This is a genomic window from Amycolatopsis sp. WGS_07, assembly GCF_045278895.1.
In the GTDB taxonomy this organism is placed as follows: domain Bacteria; phylum Actinomycetota; class Actinomycetes; order Mycobacteriales; family Pseudonocardiaceae; genus Amycolatopsis.
Window position 1 is genome coordinate 3,402,685 of the sequence record NZ_CP136053.1, and the last position, 16,302, is coordinate 3,418,986.

16 protein-coding genes are annotated in these 16,302 nt (G+C 70.7%); 12 read left to right on the forward strand and 4 right to left on the reverse strand.

The window, feature by feature from the left end:
- Positions 1 to 124: 124 nt before the first annotated feature.
- From RPX00_RS16165 to RPX00_RS16180, 4 genes are all read left to right on the forward strand, one after another.
- Entirely contained in the window at positions 125 to 340 is a 216-nt protein-coding gene (locus RPX00_RS16165; RefSeq protein ID WP_033291067.1) for a helix-turn-helix domain-containing protein, read from the forward strand.
- Positions 341 to 535: 195 nt separating this feature from the next.
- Complete coding sequence (locus tag RPX00_RS16170) at positions 536 to 637, forward strand: 30S ribosomal protein bS22 (RefSeq protein WP_007030867.1); 102 nt, start codon at positions 536 to 538, stop codon at positions 635 to 637.
- A gap of 260 nt (positions 638 to 897) precedes the next feature.
- A complete protein-coding gene (locus RPX00_RS16175; protein WP_406640347.1) occupies positions 898 to 1,944 on the forward strand; it encodes an NAD-dependent epimerase/dehydratase family protein in 1,047 nt (348 codons plus the stop codon).
- On the forward strand, positions 1,941 to 2,966 hold the full coding sequence (locus tag RPX00_RS16180) for a lysophospholipid acyltransferase family protein (RefSeq protein ID WP_406640348.1): 1,026 nt from the start codon (positions 1,941 to 1,943) through the stop codon (positions 2,964 to 2,966). Before RPX00_RS16175 ends, RPX00_RS16180 begins: the two co-directional genes overlap by 4 nt.
- 3 nt (positions 2,967 to 2,969) lie before the next feature.
- Here RPX00_RS16180 and RPX00_RS16185 read toward each other — a convergent pair whose 3' ends face one another.
- Positions 2,970 to 3,581 (reverse strand): TetR/AcrR family transcriptional regulator, encoded by a 612-nt coding sequence (locus tag RPX00_RS16185; RefSeq protein ID WP_406640349.1) that lies wholly within the window; start codon positions 3,579 to 3,581, stop codon positions 2,970 to 2,972.
- Between the two features lie 62 nt (positions 3,582 to 3,643).
- Here RPX00_RS16185 and RPX00_RS16190 point away from each other — a divergent pair, with 62 nt between their 5' ends.
- Positions 3,644 to 4,051 (forward strand): RidA family protein, encoded by a 408-nt coding sequence (locus RPX00_RS16190; protein ID WP_406640350.1) that lies wholly within the window; start codon positions 3,644 to 3,646, stop codon positions 4,049 to 4,051.
- Positions 4,052 to 4,100: 49 nt separating this feature from the next.
- On the opposite strand, the gene RPX00_RS16195 is transcribed toward RPX00_RS16190, so the two are convergent.
- The 3 genes from RPX00_RS16195 to RPX00_RS16205 form a co-directional block, all read right to left on the reverse strand.
- The gene (locus RPX00_RS16195; RefSeq protein ID WP_009071962.1) at positions 4,101 to 5,009 is read right to left on the reverse strand and encodes an HAD family phosphatase; all 909 of its coding nucleotides are present in this window, start codon (positions 5,007 to 5,009) and stop codon (positions 4,101 to 4,103) included.
- A gap of 150 nt (positions 5,010 to 5,159) precedes the next feature.
- Positions 5,160 to 6,245 (reverse strand): DUF5667 domain-containing protein, encoded by a 1,086-nt coding sequence (locus RPX00_RS16200; RefSeq protein WP_406640351.1) that lies wholly within the window; start codon positions 6,243 to 6,245, stop codon positions 5,160 to 5,162.
- Between the two features lie 97 nt (positions 6,246 to 6,342).
- Positions 6,343 to 7,050 carry a sigma-70 family RNA polymerase sigma factor gene (locus tag RPX00_RS16205; RefSeq protein WP_406640352.1) on the reverse strand — a complete coding sequence of 236 codons (708 nt, stop codon included), beginning with the start codon at positions 7,048 to 7,050 and terminating at the stop codon, positions 6,343 to 6,345.
- 282 nt (positions 7,051 to 7,332) lie between these two features.
- On the opposite strand from RPX00_RS16205, the gene RPX00_RS16210 reads away from it, so the two are divergent.
- The 7 genes from RPX00_RS16210 (at position 7,333) to RPX00_RS16240 (ending at position 16,114) form a co-directional block, all read left to right on the forward strand.
- The gene (locus RPX00_RS16210; RefSeq protein ID WP_406640353.1) at positions 7,333 to 8,838 is read left to right on the forward strand and encodes an AMP-binding protein; all 1,506 of its coding nucleotides are present in this window, start codon (positions 7,333 to 7,335) and stop codon (positions 8,836 to 8,838) included.
- 31 nt (positions 8,839 to 8,869) lie between these two features.
- Positions 8,870 to 9,085: a glutaredoxin family protein gene (locus tag RPX00_RS16215; protein WP_101440844.1), complete on the forward strand. Its 216-nt coding sequence runs from the start codon at positions 8,870 to 8,872 to the stop codon at positions 9,083 to 9,085.
- Between the two features lie 58 nt (positions 9,086 to 9,143).
- Complete coding sequence (locus RPX00_RS16220) at positions 9,144 to 10,700, forward strand: molybdopterin-dependent oxidoreductase (protein WP_406640354.1); 1,557 nt, start codon at positions 9,144 to 9,146, stop codon at positions 10,698 to 10,700.
- A 730-nt stretch (positions 10,701 to 11,430) separates the two neighbouring features.
- On the forward strand, positions 11,431 to 12,237 hold the full coding sequence (locus RPX00_RS16225; protein WP_406642946.1) for a redox-sensing transcriptional repressor Rex: 807 nt from the start codon (positions 11,431 to 11,433) through the stop codon (positions 12,235 to 12,237).
- Positions 12,238 to 13,551, forward strand: coding sequence for a glutamyl-tRNA reductase (locus RPX00_RS16230; RefSeq protein WP_406640355.1), 1,314 nt, complete (start codon positions 12,238 to 12,240; stop codon positions 13,549 to 13,551).
- Entirely contained in the window at positions 13,552 to 14,499 is a 948-nt protein-coding gene (hemC, locus tag RPX00_RS16235) for a hydroxymethylbilane synthase (protein ID WP_406640356.1), read from the forward strand.
- An 82-nt stretch (positions 14,500 to 14,581) separates the two neighbouring features.
- Positions 14,582 to 16,114, forward strand: a complete 1,533-nt coding sequence (locus tag RPX00_RS16240) for a uroporphyrinogen-III synthase (protein ID WP_406640357.1) — start codon at positions 14,582 to 14,584, stop codon at positions 16,112 to 16,114.
- Positions 16,115 to 16,302: the final 188 nt, after the last annotated feature.

A 16,302-nucleotide genomic window follows, 5' to 3' on the forward strand; every position in this document is an offset into this window, starting at 1 on the left:
CCATCCTGGTGACAGGCGTCGCACTAGTCCCACCTGTCCCGCTACCCTCGGAAGAGCACGTGCGTGTCGATACCACAGGTGGGGAAGCCTCGTGGCGCGACACGTGTCGAAGGACGCGGTAAACATGTCGCCGAACAAGAGGGAGGATTTGCCCGCGGTAGGGCAGGTCCAGTTTTTGACAGTCGCCGAAGTGGCCACGCTGATGCGGGTCTCGAAGATGACCGTGTACCGCCTGGTGCACTCGGGTGAACTTCCCGCGGTCAGAGTCGGGAAGTCCTTCCGGGTGCCGGAAAAAGCGGTGCACGAGTATCTGCAGGGTGCTTACTTCGACGTCGGGTAGGGCTCCGCGCGGCCCCGCCGCTCCGTTGAGGGCGGCGGCGGGGCGGGGTCCGGGTGGTCGCCGGGCATGCGTCAAACCATGCCCGCCGACTGGCCCGCGCCGGGACGCTAGTAGCCTGGTAAACCGCTCGTGCCTGTGCGCTCCACCCGTTGGACGCTGCGCCGGGCAGCGTGACCGACGACAAGAGGAGCGCCCATGGGTTCCGTGATCAAGAAGCGCCGCAAGCGCATGTCCAAGAAGAAGCACCGCAAGCTGCTGCGCCGCACGCGAGTGCAGCGGCGCAAGGCCGGCAAGTGAGCCGTCCGCGCGGTTGAGGTTTCGTGGCCCGTCCAGTCTCTGGACGGGCCACACTCATGTTCGGACCTTCCTACGCCCGATCGAGTGAGGCGCGTATCGCAATCCGGGCGTCGTTGTTAAAACCAGGTAAGCCCTGGTCAGAAGGGCGGCCGGGGCCGGTAACATGGCAGGCGCATCAGCGCGATGCTTCCAGCGAGTGCAGGTTCGCGCACCCCGAGTGATCACTCCGTCTTGCACACTGCTGCCGATCAGGGAGTTCCATGGCCTCGAACATCGTGCTCGTCACCGGGGTCGCCGGCGACCTGGGCGGGAAGCTGCTCGCCCGGCTCGGCGCCCATCCGGATCTCGAGCGGGTGATCGGCGTCGACACCGCCCCGCCTGCCAAGGACATCCAGCAGCGGATGGGCCGCGCCGAGTTCGTCCGCGCCGACATCCGCAATCCGCTCATCGCGAAGGTGATCAGCAGCGCCGAGGTGGACACGGTCGTGCACACCTCGTGCACCGCGCATCCGGCCGGGCCGAGCAGGCGCGCGGCGGTGAAGGAAGTCAACGTCATCGGCACGATGCGGCTGCTCGCGGCGTGCCAGCGCGCGCCGAAGGTGCGCAAGCTCGTGGTCAAGTCCAGCGCGGCGGTGTACGGCGCGGGAGCGCGTTCGCAGGCGGTGTTCACCGAGGATTCGGAGCTGATCCCGCCGTCGTCGAGCGGCTATGCGAAGGACGCGGTCGAGATGGAGGGCTACGTGCGCGGCCTCGCCCGCCGCCGCCCGGACCTGACCATCACCCTGCTGCGGTTCGCGAACATCATCGGCCCCGAGGTCGACACCGTGCTGGCCCGGTACTTCTCGCTGCCGGTCGTGCCGACGGTCTTCGGCTACGACTCCCGGCTGCAGCTGTTGCACGGTTCAGACGCGTTGTCAGTGCTGGAAATGGCGACGCTGGAAGACCGGCTGGGCGTGTTCAACGTCGCCTCCGACGGCGTGCTCACGCTGTCGCAGGCGATCCGCCGGGCGGGCCGGGTCGGGCTGCCGATGCCGCGCGGCGTGGTGCCGTCGGTCGGCAAGCTGCTGCGCGGGGCCCGGCTGGTCGATTTCTCCGCCGACCAGGTGCGGCTGCTGAACTTCGGCCGCGCGGTCGACATCACGAAGCTCAAGAAGGAATTCGGGTACACGCCCCGCTGGACCACCCGCGAGGCGTTCGACGATTACGTGGCCGGTCGCGGCCTGCGCCCGGTGCTCGACGGCGGCGCGCTGGCCGGGCTGGCCGGCAAGGTGCTCGAGGCCGCCGCCACCGGGCAGGCGCGCCGATGAACCACGCGAGGGCCGGAAGTGAGGCGAATCCCGTGAACGGTGCTGAGGCACAGGTCATCCCGCTGCACGGACCCGGCCGGGAGAAACCGGCTGAGATCCCGGAGCAGGCCGAGCCGCGTCCCGAAGCGCCGGTGGTCGAGTTCCCGGCGCAGCCGTCCAGCCCGGTGCGCGAGCCCGCGGTCGATCCGCTGTCCGAGCCGGTGCGGAGCGCGCTCACCTTCCTGCGCCACCGGCTCACCGGCGACTACGCGGTGGACGAGTTCGGTTTCGACGCCGAACTCACCGAGACGCTCGTGCTGCCGCCGCTGCGCGCGTTGTACGAGAAATGGTTCCGCGTAGACACTTTCGGCGTCGAGAACCTGCCGACGGCGGGCGGCGCGCTGCTGGTGTCCAACCACTCCGGCACCTTGCCGCTCGACGCGCTGATGACCGCGGTCGCGGTGCACGACGAGACCGGCGGACGGCATCTGCGCGGCCTCGGCGCGGACCTGGTGTTCAAGCTGCCGCTGGTGGGATCGTTCGCGCGCAAGTCCGGGCAGACGCTCGCCTGCAACGCCGACGCCGAACGGCTGCTGACCAACGGCGAACTCGTCGGCGTGTGGCCGGAAGGGTTCAAGGGCGTCGGGAAGCCGTTCTCCGCGCGGTACAAGCTGCAGCGCTTCGGCCGCGGCGGTTTCGTGTCCGCGGCGATGCGCGCGGGTGTGCCGATCATCCCGGTGTCGGTGGTCGGGGCCGAGGAGACGTATCCGAAGATCGGCGAACTCAAGGTGCTGGCGCGGCTGTTCGGGCTGCCGTACTTCCCGGTCACGCCGTTCTTCCCGCTGCTGGGCCCGCTCGGCGCGGTGCCGCTGCCGACGAAGTGGACCATCGAGTTCGGCGAGCCGATCCGCACCGACGAGTACGGCCCGGAGGCGGTCGACGACCCGATGCTGGTGTTCACCCTCACCGACCAGGTGCGCGAGTCGATCCAGCACGCGTTGTACCGCCGGCTTTCCCGGCGGCGCAGCGTTTTCCGCGGCTGATTCTTAGCCGGGGAGATGCCAGCCGCGGCGCACTGAGCGTTCGCAGCGCTGAGGTTCGTCGCCGACGCTCACGAACAGCGCGGTCAGCAAGGGCGCGCCGTGGTCGAGTGTGCTGCGCGGCAACGGGCCGTTGGCGACCAGTGAGACGAGGCCGTGCGCGACGGCCCAGCTTTGGGTGGCGAGTTCGAGCGCGTCGAGGCCTTCGCGGTACCGGCCGGTGTCGCGTCCCCGGGCAGCGGCCTGCACCAGGTATTCGAGGGTGTCGTCGGCGGCTTGGGCGTCTTCCAGCTCGAAGTTGGCGTCGAACATCACGCGGTACAGGTCGGGGTGATCCAGTGCGTTGCCGAGGTACGCGGAGATCAGCGCGGCGTGGTCGCGCACCGGATCGGCCGACGGGCGGACCGCGGCCATGCGCTGTGCCAGCCGGGTAAAACCCTCCTGGCGCAAGGCTTTCCAGAGCCCGTCCATGTTGTCGAAGTGGGTGTAGACGGCCATCGTCGACACTCCGGTCCCGTCCACGAGCGAGCGCAGGGTGATCGGTTCGCGGGTGCGGAGCATCTCGGCTGCCCGTTCGAGCAGCAAGGTGCGCACTGCCGGATCCTTCGCCCTCGCCATGGCGGCATTCTATAGCATTGCAATGCTATGTTTTAAGGACCGAGGATCCTTCAGGAGGAAACATGGCCGTCACCCTGGTCAATCCCGCCGCGCTGCCGCAGGTCGGCCTTTACCGGCAGGTTTCCGTCGCGACCGGTTCGCGGACGGTTTTCATCGCCGGGCAGGTGGCGCGGACCGCTGACGGCGGGCGGGTAGGGGAAGGCGATCTGGCCGCGCAGGTCGAGCAGGCCTATCTGAACGTGGCCGCGGCGCTGGCCGAGGCCGGGGCGACGTTCGCGGATGTGGCGCGGCTGACGGTGTATTTCGTCGAGTGGTCGCCGGAGAAGATGGGCGAGTTCGTCGAGGGCGTGCAGCGGGCGGAGCAGAAGCTGGGCGTCAGCATTCAGGCCCCGTTGACGGGGATTGGCGTGGCGTTTCTGGCGGAGCCGGACCTGTTGGTGGAGGTCGAGGCGACTGCGGTGCTGGACTAGGTCGTGAGTGCCGATCGCGGTTCTAACCGTGATCCGCACTCACGACGCTTTACCTGCGGCGATACGCCATCCCCGCCGCCACCGCCCCGGCCACGGCCCCCGCGCCGAGCACGGACGGGACGCCGATGCGAGCGGCTTTGCGGCCGGTGCGGAAGTCGCGGATCTCCCAGCCTCGCGCACGAGCGACGTCGCGCAGGCCGCTGTCGGGGTTCACCGCGACCGCCGTGCCGACGACCGACAGCATCGGCACGTCGTTCTGAGAATCCGAATATGCCGTGCAGCGCTTGAGGTTCAGGCCTTCCCGCGACGCGAGCGCGCGGACGGCGTGCGCCTTCGCGCGGCCGTGCAGCATGTCGCCGACCAAGCGTCCGGTGTAGACGCCGTCCTTGGTTTCCGCGACGGTGCCGAGCGCGCCGGTGAGGCCGAGGCGACGGGAGATGATCGCGGCGAGTTCGATGGGCGTCGCGGTGACGAGCCACACCCGCTGCCCCGCGTCGAGGTGCATCTGGGCGAGCGCGCGGGTGCCGGACCAGATCTTGTCCGCCATCAGCTCGTCGTAGATTTCCTCGCTCATCGTGGTGAGTTCCTCGACCGTGCGACCGGCCACAAAGGACAGCGCGCGCTCGCGGTGGGTCTTGATGTCGGCCTTGTTCTCGCGTCCGCCGATGCGGAACTTGACCTGGTCCCACACGAAACCGGCGAGGTCGGCCGAGGTGAAGAACTTGCGCGCGGCGAGCCCGCGGGCGAAGTAGAAGATCGACGCGCCCATCATCATCGTGTTGTCCACGTCGAAGAAGGCGCCCGCGGTGAGGTCCGGCGGCGCGGGCGGAACCGTCGTCGCCAGCTGCGCCGAGGAAGCCGCGGCCTCCGCCGACGCCTCTCCGGCGAGCGTGGCGAGCCGCTCCAGTTCCTGACTCTTATCCTTGCCACGCCAAGCTGACACGCACACCGCCTCCAGGTTCGGGCACGTCCCGGCGGACGACGCCGACCGGGTCCTGCACGACAGGGTAGCGACCGTGCGACTCACCCGTTGGAGATGTGGCCCGGACCTCGGATAGGGGTTGCCTGGTCGCCCTGATCATGGCGCGGGGGAGTGGTGAACGTCGCGTCAGCCGATGACGATCGGCGGGAGTCCGGGCAGCAGCGGCGGGATCGAGACCACCGGCGGAGGAGCGGGCCGGGTCGGGATCCGGGGCGGAGTCGGTGCGGTGATCGGCGGCGGGACGCTCGGCGGGGTCGCGGTGTGCGGGACCTCCGTCGACGTCGGGGTTGGGGTCGGCATCCCAGGGCTGCTGACGGTCGGCACCGACACCGATCGGATCGGCAGCGGGGAGTCCGTCGACGGGGCGGTCGGCGCTACCGGCGGCGGGCTGCTCGGGGTGGAGCCGCCGGGGGACAGCGGTTGCTGCGTGCAGGCGCCGTCCGCGGGGAGGAGGCCCAGTTCGTCCGTGGTGCCGGTGGTGATCTGGTAGCAGCTCAGCCGCGAGCCGAGCGCGGTCGTTCGTTGCTGGACGCGGTCGAGCAGGAGACGCACCTGCTCGAAGTCCTCGCGGGCGGAGGCCGGGACGTCGGGCTGTTCCGATTCCAGTTCCCGCGCCCGGCTCTGTGCCCACGACTCCAGGGACGTCAGGCGCGTGCGGTTGCCGCTCGTGGTCGCCAGCTCGGTGAGTTCGGCCACGCCCGCGCGGACGTCGCTGCTGAAATCGTGCAAAGCGGTTTGGTACGCCGCTGGGCTGGCGTCGTTCATCCGGCCCAGTTCGGTGACGCGGTTCGTGGCGAACTTCAGGTGCTTCTCGGCCTTGGCTTCGTCGCCGAAGGTCAGGCCGAGCGACGTGACCTCGCCCGCTCGCTTCACGCTGTACAGCGCGTCTCCGGGCAAGGCGTCGCGCGAAAGCAGCAGCGTCAGCCCGCCGAGGCCGAGGATCAGTGCGATTCCGGCGGCGGCGAGGTCGGCCATTCGCGGCCGCCAGCGCCGGCGCGGGAGCGGTTCGCCGATGCGGCCTTCGATCTCGGCGCGGATCCGGGCTCGGGTGGCTGGGTCGGGGTCGCCCGCCTGGCCCAGTTCGCGCAGGGCGCCGACGACGGCCAGCTCCTCGGCGAACTCGTCCGGGCGCTGTCCGGGGGAAGCATTGATCGCGTCGTCGAACCGCTCGCTCTCGGTCCGACCACGCGAAAACCACCCGGGCACGCCCACGGTGCTGCTCCGTCTCCACCCAACGCCCGGCCCTGACCGCCGGTCTGGGTGAGAAACGATTAAGAAGCCTAATAAGTTACGGCCGTTGGTTGAACGATCAACGCAAGCCGGTGGGCAGCAGCTGCGCGAGCCGCCGGACCGCGCGGTGCTGGAGTGCCTTCACCGCGCCCTCGTTGCGTTCCATGATCTGCGCGGTCTCGGCGACCGACAGCCCCTGCAGGAACCGCAGCACAATGCATTCGCGCTGGTCCTCGCCAAGCTCGGCGACGCAGCGCAGCAGCTCGGCACGGGTCGCGCCGGCGATCGCCTGCTGTTCGGGGCCCGCCTGCGCGGCCGGGCCGACCGGTCCGCCGGGCACGCCGCCGGGTTCGGCCACCTCGTCGGTGACGACCTCGAGCCGGAACCGGCTGGACTTCACGTGGTCGAGGATCAGGTTGCGGGCGATGGTGACGAACCACGCGCCGACGTCGCGGCCCTGGTAGCTCACCGACGTGATCCGGCGCAGCGCGCGCAGGAAGGTCTCGCTGGTGACGTCCTCGGCGAGATCGCGGTCGCCGAGGCGGAAGAGCGCGTAGCGGTAGACGACGTCGACGTACCGGTCATACAGCTGGCCGAACGCCGACGAATCGCCTGCCTGTGCGGACCGCACCAGCTCCCACGCCTCGGCCTTGGCGACCTCGGCGGGATCCGGTTCGGCGTCGGCCTTCGGGAGCGGCACGGCGGCCGCGGACGAGCCGAACACGCGCTCGGCGAACATCGCGACCGGGCCGCGGCGCGCGGCGGACAGGGTGATCGGACGGGTCATCGAGCGGCACCTCCGGCTGTCCCTGGTGCTGCCGGGCGTGGTCCCGAAGGCGTGACGGCGTGCCGCGGCTCGTGTCCCACACCCACGTGGAGCGGCAGCTTCGGCACGACGACTCCCTTGTTCGGGTCACCCGGTAGTGATCAACGCCACCCGGCGACGCAGTGCAGCATACGTGTTGTTACCGCGAAGTAGGTAGTGTCCCGGTCAGGCAGAGGTGCGACGATCGCGCCGCATCCCCATTACGGGTGACAAGATGACGAATCCGCAACGGAACGGAGAGGGGTGGGGGTGGACGGGATCAGCACCGCCCACGGCGTCGCCGGCCTGCTCGCCGCCGCGGCCAGCCGCTGGCCGGACCGTACGGCGATCACCGAGACAGGCACGGGTGCCACGCTGACCTGGCGGCAGCTCGACGAGGCGGCGCACGCGCAAGCACGCCGGCTGGTGTCCTCCGGCGTCGCGCCGGGCGACCCGGTGGTGCTGCGGCTCCCGACGTCGGCTGACTTCGCGATCGCCCTGTTCGCGGTGCTGCGCGCGGGCGGAATCGCCGTGCCGCTTTCGCCGCAGGCCCCTGCTCCGGAGCTGGAGCGGCTGCTGGAGCACTGCGGCGCGAAACGCGTGGTGCAGCGCGACGACGCCGAGCTGCCCGAGGGCATCACCGGTCTGCCACCGCGTAGCGACGAGCCGGGCGAGCCGGTTGACCTCGGTCGTTCCGGCGAGGACATCGCGGTCATCTCGTACACCTCTGGCACGACCGGCCCGCCGCGCGGAGTGCTGCTGTCGCACCGCGCGCTGCTGGCGAACCTCGATCAACTGTCCCAAGTGGACGGTGTGACCGAGCACGACGACCGGGTGCTGGTGTCGATCCCGCTCTTCCACGTCTACGGCCTCGGTCCCGGCCTGCTCATGGCGACGGCGGTCGGCGCGACGCTGGTGCTCTCCGAACGCTTCGAGGCCCGGCGGACGCTTGAGGACTGCGCCGAACATCGCGTCACGTCCATCACCGGCGTGCCCGCGATGTACAACGAATTCGCCTCGCTCGACCAGGAGGAACTGGGCCGCGGGCTGGCGACGGTGAAGCGGCTGACGTCCGGTGCCGCGCCACTGCACCCGAAGGTGCTGGCGGCGATTCGCGAGGCCACCGGGCTCGACGTGTACGAGGGCTACGGGCTCACCGAATGCGCGCCGGTGGTGACGTCCACGCTGGTCACCGGGTATCCGAAGCCGGGTTCGGTCGGGCGGCCGCTGCCGGGGATCGAGCTGCGGCTGGTGGAGTCCGACGGGTCCGCCGACGACCTGCCGCTCGATCCGGAGGAGCCGGACGACGTGTTCGAGGCAGGCCGCAGCACCGGGCTGGTTTCGGTGCGCGGGGCGAACCTGTTCTCCGGGTACTGGCCGGACGGCGCGCACGGCCCGGACGCCGAGGGCTGGTTCCGGACCGGCGACGTCGGCTATCTCGATTCCGACGGCGACCTGCACCTGGTCGACCGGGCGAACGACTTGATCATCGTCAACGGCTTCAACGTCTTTCCGCACGAGGTCGAGGAAGTGATCTCGCAGCTGCCCGGGGTGGCCGAGGCCGCCGTCGTGGGCGTGGTGGACGAGCGAAGCGGCGAAGCGGTGAAGGCGGTCGTGGTGCCCGCTGAAGGCGCGGCGTTGTCGGAGCAGCAGGTGGTGGATCAGTGCACCGCGCATCTGGCTGGGTACAAGGTGCCGCACACGGTCGAGTTCGCCGAGACGTTGCCGCATTCGGCGACCGGGAAGCTGCGACGGCTGAAGCTGCGCTGATTAGGCTGGCTCTGTGCACAAGGTGACCGTGATGAGCCGCGAAGGATGCCACCTGTGCGACGTGGCCGAGGCGGACGTCGCGCGGATCTGCGGCGAGCTGGGTGTGCCGTGGGAGACCGCGGACGTCGACAGCGATCCGGAATGGCAGGCCGAGTACGGCGACCAGGTGCCGGTGATCCTGATCGACGGCGTCGAGCACGGGTACTGGCGCGTCGAGGAAGAACGGCTGCGCGCGGCATTGCGGTAAGCAACCCGTAAGCGCTTTGAACGGGCCTGTCCGGGCCGCGCCCGCCGATGATGGTGGGGTGAGTGCGTTGAAAGAAGCCCCGCCGACCGTTCCGCCGCGCCTGTCGCTGGGCGTCGCGACGTTCATCGGGCTGGTCTCGCTGGCCGTCGCGCTGGGTGTCGGGCACCTGATCGCGGGATTCGTCGGGTACAACGCGTCGCCGTTCGTGGCGGTCGCGGACTTCGTCATCGCGCACAGCCCGCACGCCGTCGTGGTGTGGGCGGAACAGACGATCGGGACCGCCGACAAGACCGTGCTCAAGATCGGTCTGGCCGTGGTGCTGCTGGGGTTCGCGGTACTCGCTGGGCAGCTTTCGCGGCGCCGTCCGTTGCCGGGGCAGCTGCTGGTGGTCGTGGTCGGCGCGTTCGGGATCTTCGCGGTCTTCGAGCGGACGGACGTCGGGCAGCTCGCCTTGCTGGCTCCGGTGCTTGCGCTGGGTGCTGCGCTGCTGGTTTTCAGCTGGTTGCACAAACGCGCGTTGCCCTCGGAAACCGAGCTGCGGCAGGGACTCAGCCGTCGCCAGGTCTTGCAGCGTGGTGCTGGGATCGCTGCGGGCGCGGGGGTGGCGGCGATCGTCGGGGAGGTCGTGTCGACCACCGGCAGCGCGTCGGGATCGCGCGCTTCGGTCGGGCCGCTGGTCGCCGCGAAGAAGGCTCCGCCGATCCCGCCGGACGCGGATTTCCACAAGCTCGGCTCGCCGCCGTTCATCACGCCGAACGGGAGCTTCTACCGGATCGACACCGCGTTCGTCGTGCCGCAGGTGCGGGCCGAGGACTGGACTTTGAAGATCCACGGCATGGTCGACCGCGAGGTGAGCTTCTCCTACGCGGACATTCGCAACCGGCCGCTGGTCGAGCGGACTGTGACGCTCACGTGCGTCTCCAACGAGGTCGGCGGCGATCTGATCTCCACGGCCAATTTCATCGGCGTGGACCTGGTGGACTTGCTGGCCGCGGCCGGCGTGCACCGGGACGCGCAGCAGATGTACGCGACCAGTGTCGACGGGTTCACCTGCGGCACCCCGGCCAACGTCGCGCTGGACCCGGCGCGCGGCGCGATGCTCGCGATCGGCATGAACGGCGAGGCGCTGCCGGTCGAGCACGGGTTCCCGGCGCGGATCGTGATCCCCGGGCTGTACGGGTATGTCTCGGCGACGAAATGGGTCACTGACCTGGAGTTCACGACCTGGGACGCGCGCCAGGCGTACTGGCTGCAGCGCGGCTGGGCGGAGCAGGCCCCGATCAAGACCGAGTCGCGGATCGACGCCCCGGTCAGCGGGACGACGGTGCGCGGGGGCCGGGTCCGGGTGGCGGGGACGGCGTGGGCGCAGCACGTCGGGATCGCGAAGGTGGAAGTGCGGGTGGACCAGGGCCCGTGGACCCCGGCGACGCTGTCGGCCGAGGTCAACAAGGACACCTGGCGGATGTGGTGGGCCGAGCTGCCGGTCTCGCCGGGCAGCCACACGGTGACGGTGCGGGCGACCGACCAGTCCGGCTACACGCAGACGGACCGGCCCGCGGATCCCGTTCCGGACGGAGCGACGGGGTGGCACACGGTGCCGTTCACGGCGGCCTGACTGGGCGAGGTTGTGCTTCTGGTCATGCGGGTGACCAGTGACTTTGTGCATGCGTTCACAAGTGGACTACCGTAGGAACCCGTCCCTGCGAGGACCGGCATCGAACCGGACGGAAGCCGTGGGGTCAAGAGCTGGTTTTCCACTGCCGGACAGGCAGGCGGGGGACAGCGCGGGCACGAAGCCGGATTGAGGAGAAGTCAGCGTGGTGACACAGCGGGGCGGGCGCAGCGGTGCCGAACCGCCGGCCACGCCTCCCCGCGACGAATCCGACTCCGCCGAACCCGCCCCGCGCCGGTCTGGCGGACGGCACGCCGCGGGCAACCGCCGCCGCAGTTCGGTGAGCGAGAACGGCTTGGCGCGCAACGGGAACTCCGCCGATCACGAGAACGGTGACCAGGTCGCCGGCGGCGGCGAGCACGCCGCGGGCAACGGACGAGTCTCCGGAAACGGCCGGGCCGCGTCGGGCAACGGCCGCGCCAGCCGGGCGGCTACCCGGGCCGCCGCGCAGGGCGAGAGGGCTTCCGCGCCAGGTGAAGGCGGCCGCGCGGCTTCCCGCGCCGCCGCGCAAGGCGAAACCAGCCGGGCGACTTCCCAGGCCGCTGCGTCAGCCGAAACCGGCCGCGCGACCAGCCCCGAAGCACCGGCCGAAACCGACCCCAAACCCCGCACCCGCCGCCCAGCCCGCACCTCCCGTCCCGCGCCGGACGCCGACAACGCGCCTACCGCCGAGATGCCCGCCGTCTCCGACGCGGAGGACACCGCCGTCCGCGCGAAGCAGATTCCGGAGGCCGCCGTCGCCCGGCTGGCTGTCTACCTGCGGATTCTCTCCGGGCTGGCCGAGCAGGGCACCACCGCCGTCTCCAGCGAGGAACTCTCCGCTGCCGCTGGCGTCAACTCCGCCAAACTGCGCAAGGACCTCTCCTACCTCGGCTCGTACGGCACTCGCGGCGTCGGCTACGAGGTGCAGGTGCTGGTCAGCCAGATCGAGCGGATCCTCGGCCTCACCCGGCAGCACCGGGTCGCCGTGGTCGGGATCGGCAACCTTGGCCACGCGCTCGCCAACTACGGCGGCTTCCCCGGCCGCGGCTTCCCGGTCGAGGCGCTTTTCGACCTCGACCCCGATTTGATCGGCGTACCCGTAGGGGGTCTGCCGGTTTCGCACATGGACGACATTCCTCGCGTTTGCTCCGAACGGGAGATTTCCGTGGGGATCATCGCCACACCTCCTACCGCCGCGCAGTCGGTGTGCGACAGGCTGGTGGCAGGCGGCGTCCAGTGCATCCTCAACTTCGCGCCGGTAGTGCTCCAGGTGCCGGCACACGTCGAGGTCCGCAAGGTCGACCTCGCCGTCGAGCTGCAGATTCTCTCGTTCCACGTGGCTCGGCGCGCCGACAGCGCGGCAAGCGCGGGTTCCGCCGGGGAAAACCAGGGAAATACCGGGTTACCCGGCACCGGCCGGTCCGCCGACAATGGCAGCACGGGCGGCGGACGAAACGGCGCCGGAACGGACGGCGGTCTCGGAATGGTGGTGCGCTGAATGAGCGTGTTGGCGGTCGGGCTCTCCCATCGCAGTGCGGATCTCGGCACGCTCGAGCGTGCGGCGATCCCCGCGGACGAGCTGACCAAGGTCCTGCACGACCTGCAGCAGGCGGAGCACATCAGCGAGGTCATGCTCGTCTCGACGTGCAACCGCATCGAGGTCTACGCCGTGGTCGAGACGTTCCACGGCGGCGTCAACGACGTCTCGGACGTGCTCTCCCGCAAGGCCGGGATGGAGCCCGCCAAGCTGTACGACAGCCTGTACGTGCACTACGCGGGCGCGGCCGTCGAGCACCTGTTCTCCGTCACCTCGGGCCTGGACTCGATGGTGGTCGGCGAGACGCAGATCCTCGGCCAGATCCGGTCCGCGTACGCGACCGCGCGCGACGCCGGCACGGTCGGCCGCACGCTGCACGAGCTGATCCAGACCACGCTGCGCGTCGGCAAGCGCGTGCACTCCGAGACCGGGCTCGACCAGCTCGGCGCGTCCGTCGTGTCCGAGGCGCTGGCCGCGGCGGGGGACATCGCGGGCAAGCACGCGCTGATCGTCGGGGCCGGTTCGATGGGCGCGCTCACCGCGTCGCAGCTGCGCAAGGCCGGGATCGCCGAGATCACCGTCGCCAACCGCACCGAGGCCAACGCTGTCCGGCTGGCCGAGAAGATCGTCGCGGAGGGGGTTCCGGCGCGGTCGGTGCCGCTGTCCTCTCTCGCGGACGCGGTCGAGCTGGCCGACCTGGTCGTGGCGTGTACCGGGGCGCAGGACGCGGTGTTCCTCGCCGGGCACGTGCCCGCGCGCGCCGGGCGTCCGCTGGTCGTGTGCGACCTCGGGCTGCCCAAGGACGTCGACCCGGCGGTCGCCGAACTCGCCGACGTCACCGTGGTCGACCTGGAGACGATCCAGCGCCGCATGCGCGACGCGGGAGCCCCGACCACCGAACGGCAGACCGCCAAAGCCAACGGCATCGTGCTCGACGAGGTGCGCGAGTACCTCGCCGGACAGCGCAGTGCCGAGGTCACGCCCACGGTCACCGCGCTGCGCAGGCGCGCGGCCGAGGTGGTGGACGCGGAGCTGCTCCGCCTGGACAACCGGCTGCCGGAACTCGACAGCCAGGTTCGCGAAGAGGTCGGCCGCACGGTTCGCCGGGTGGTCGACAAGCTGCTGCACGCGCCGACGGTGCGGGTCAAGCAGCTGGCCGCCGAGACGGCCGACACCGACTACGCCAACGCGTTGCGGGAACTGTTCTGCCTCGACCCGCAGGCTCCTGCGGCCGTGGCGAGCCCGACAGCGCCGGAATCCGAGAAGAAGCGGTAAGTGACCAGAGTCATTCGCATCGGCACGCGGGGCAGCAAGCTCGCCCTCGCGCAGACCGGCATCGTCGCCGACACCATCCGCGCCACCGGGGCGGAGGTGGAGATCGTCACCGTCACCACGCCCGGCGACCTCTCCAGCGCCCCGATCTCGCAGATCGGGGTCGGCGTGTTCACCTCGGCGCTGCGGGAAGCGTTGCTGCGCAACGAGATCGACGTCGCCGTGCACTCGTACAAGGACCTGCCCACCGCGCCCGAAGCCGGCCTCGTGCTGGCCGCGGTGCCGCCGCGCGAGGACCCGCGCGACGCGCTCATCGCCCGTGACGGCCTCACCCTCGGCGAGCTTCCGCCGGGCGCGAAGGTCGGCACCGGGGCCGCGCGGCGCATGGCTCAGCTGCGCGCGCTGGGTCTCGGTTTGGAAATCGTGCCGATCCGAGGCAATATCGATACCCGCATGCGCAAGGTGGCCGACGGCGAGCTGGATGCCGTGGTGCTCGCGCGTGCCGGACTGGCCAGGGTCGGCCGGGTGGACGAGATCACCGAAACCCTCGACCCGATCCAGATGCTGCCCGCCCCCGCGCAGGGGGCGCTGGCGCTGGAGTGCCGGGCCGCCGACGTGGACATCGAGCACCTGCTCGCGTCCGCGGTGGACGACGAGAGCACGCGGGTCGCGGTGACGGCCGAACGGGCTCTGCTCGCCGCGCTCGAAGCCGGGTGCAGCGCGCCGGTGGGCGCGCTCGCCGAAATCGTCGAGGACCTCGACGACGAGGGCGCGGTGGTGGAACGCATCTCGCTGCGCGGCACCGCTGCCGTCGAAGGCGAGAACGGCGGCGTCGACATGGTGCGGGCCTCCGCGATCGCCGGGATCGGCGAGGCGGAGAAGCTCGGCCGGGAACTGGCCGCCGAACTGCTTGACCTGGGAGCCGGGGCGCTGCTCGGCCCCGCGCTGTGACGCCAGCCGTCACCGACCCGCACGACCTGCCCGACACCAGCGGCCGGAGCACCGGCCGCCCAAGAGGAGAAGAACACCAACGATGACCCCTGCTCGCAAGACCGCCGGGCGCGTCGCCTTCGTGGGCTCGGGCCCCGGGGACGCCGGGCTGCTCACCGTCCGCGCCCAGGAACTCCTGGCCAAGGCCGAGGTCGTGGTGACCGACCCGGACGTGCCCGCCAGCGTGCTCGCCTTCGCCGCCCCCGGCGCCGAGGTGCGTCCCGCCGTGGGCGAACCGTCCGACGTCGCGAAGGACCTGACCGCCGAGGCCAAGGCGGGCCGGCTCGCGCTGCGGCTGGTCTCCGGCGACCCGCTGACCAGCCCGGCCGTCGTGGCCGAGGTCCAGGCCGTCGCCCGCACGTCGGCCGTGTTCGACGTCATCCCTGGCGTCGCGCCGGGCACCGCGGTGCCGGCGTACGCGGGGGTCGCGCTCGGCGGCACCTACACCGAGGCGGACGTCCGCGGCGAGGTGGACTGGGGCGCGCTGGCCGCGGTCCCCGGCCCGATCGTGCTGCACGCGACCTCGGCGCACCTCGCCGAGGCGGCCAGCCAGCTCACCGAGAAGGGGCTGCCCGCGACCACCCCGGTCGCGGTCACCGCGAACGGCACCATCAACACCCAGCGCACGCTGGACACCACCCTCGCCTCGGTCGCGAACGACGCGGGCGAACTGGTCGGCCCGCTGGTCGTCACGGTCGGGCAGGCCGCCGGGCAGCGGTCGAAGCTGTCCTGGTGGGAGTCGCGCGCGCTGTACGGCTGGAAGGTCCTGGTGCCGCGCACCAAGGAGCAGGCGGGCGAGATGGCCGACCGGCTGCGCGGGCACGGCGCGACCTCGCACGAGGTGCCGACCATTTCGGTCGAGCCGCCGCGCAGCCCGGCGCAGATGGAGCGGTCGGTCAAGGGCCTCGTCGACGGCCGGTACCAGTGGATCGTCTTCACCTCCACCAACGCGGTGCGCGCGGTGTGGGAGAAGTTCGAGGAGTTCGGCCTCGACGCGCGCGCGTTCTCCGGCGTGAAGATCGCCTGCGTCGGCGAATCGACCGCGGCGAAGGTGCGGTCCTTCGGGATCATCCCGGAGCTGGTGCCGACGGGCGAGCAGTCGTCCGAGGGCCTGCTGGCCGAGTTCCCGCCGTACGACGACGTGCTGGACCCGGTGAACCGGGTTCTGCTGCCGCGCGCGGACATCGCCACCGAGATCCTGTCGGCCGGTCTGGTCGAGCGCGGTTGGGAAGTTGACGACGTCACGGCTTACCGGACTGTGCGGGCCGCGCCGCCGCCAGCCGAGACCCGCGAGATGATCAAGACCGGCGGGTTTGACGCGGTCTGTTTCACCTCGTCCTCGACCGTGCGGAACCTGGTGGGGATTGCCGGGAAGCCGCACACGCGCACGTTGGTCGCGTGCATTGGGCCGAAGACGGCCGAGACCGCGGTGGAGTTCGGGCTGCGGGTGGATGTTCAGCCGGAGAAGGCTGATGTGCCGCATCTGGTGGACGCGTTGGCCGAGCACGCGGCTCGGTTGCGGGCGGAGGGGGCGTTGCCTCCGCCTCGTAAGGCTAAGCGGACTCGGCGTAGTTGACGGCTCGTCGCCTGGCGGCGACATTGCGGTCCTTCACTGCGTGGGGCACCCCGAAGCTTGATTGTGACTACGGCGCGGGGGTGCTTGTCAAGGCGGGAAAGATGCCTTGACAAGCACCCCCGCGCCGCGTTTTTGGCTTCGTATCGGGGTGCGGGGGAGTGTGGGTGCCTTCGTGCGTCGGTGGCGTG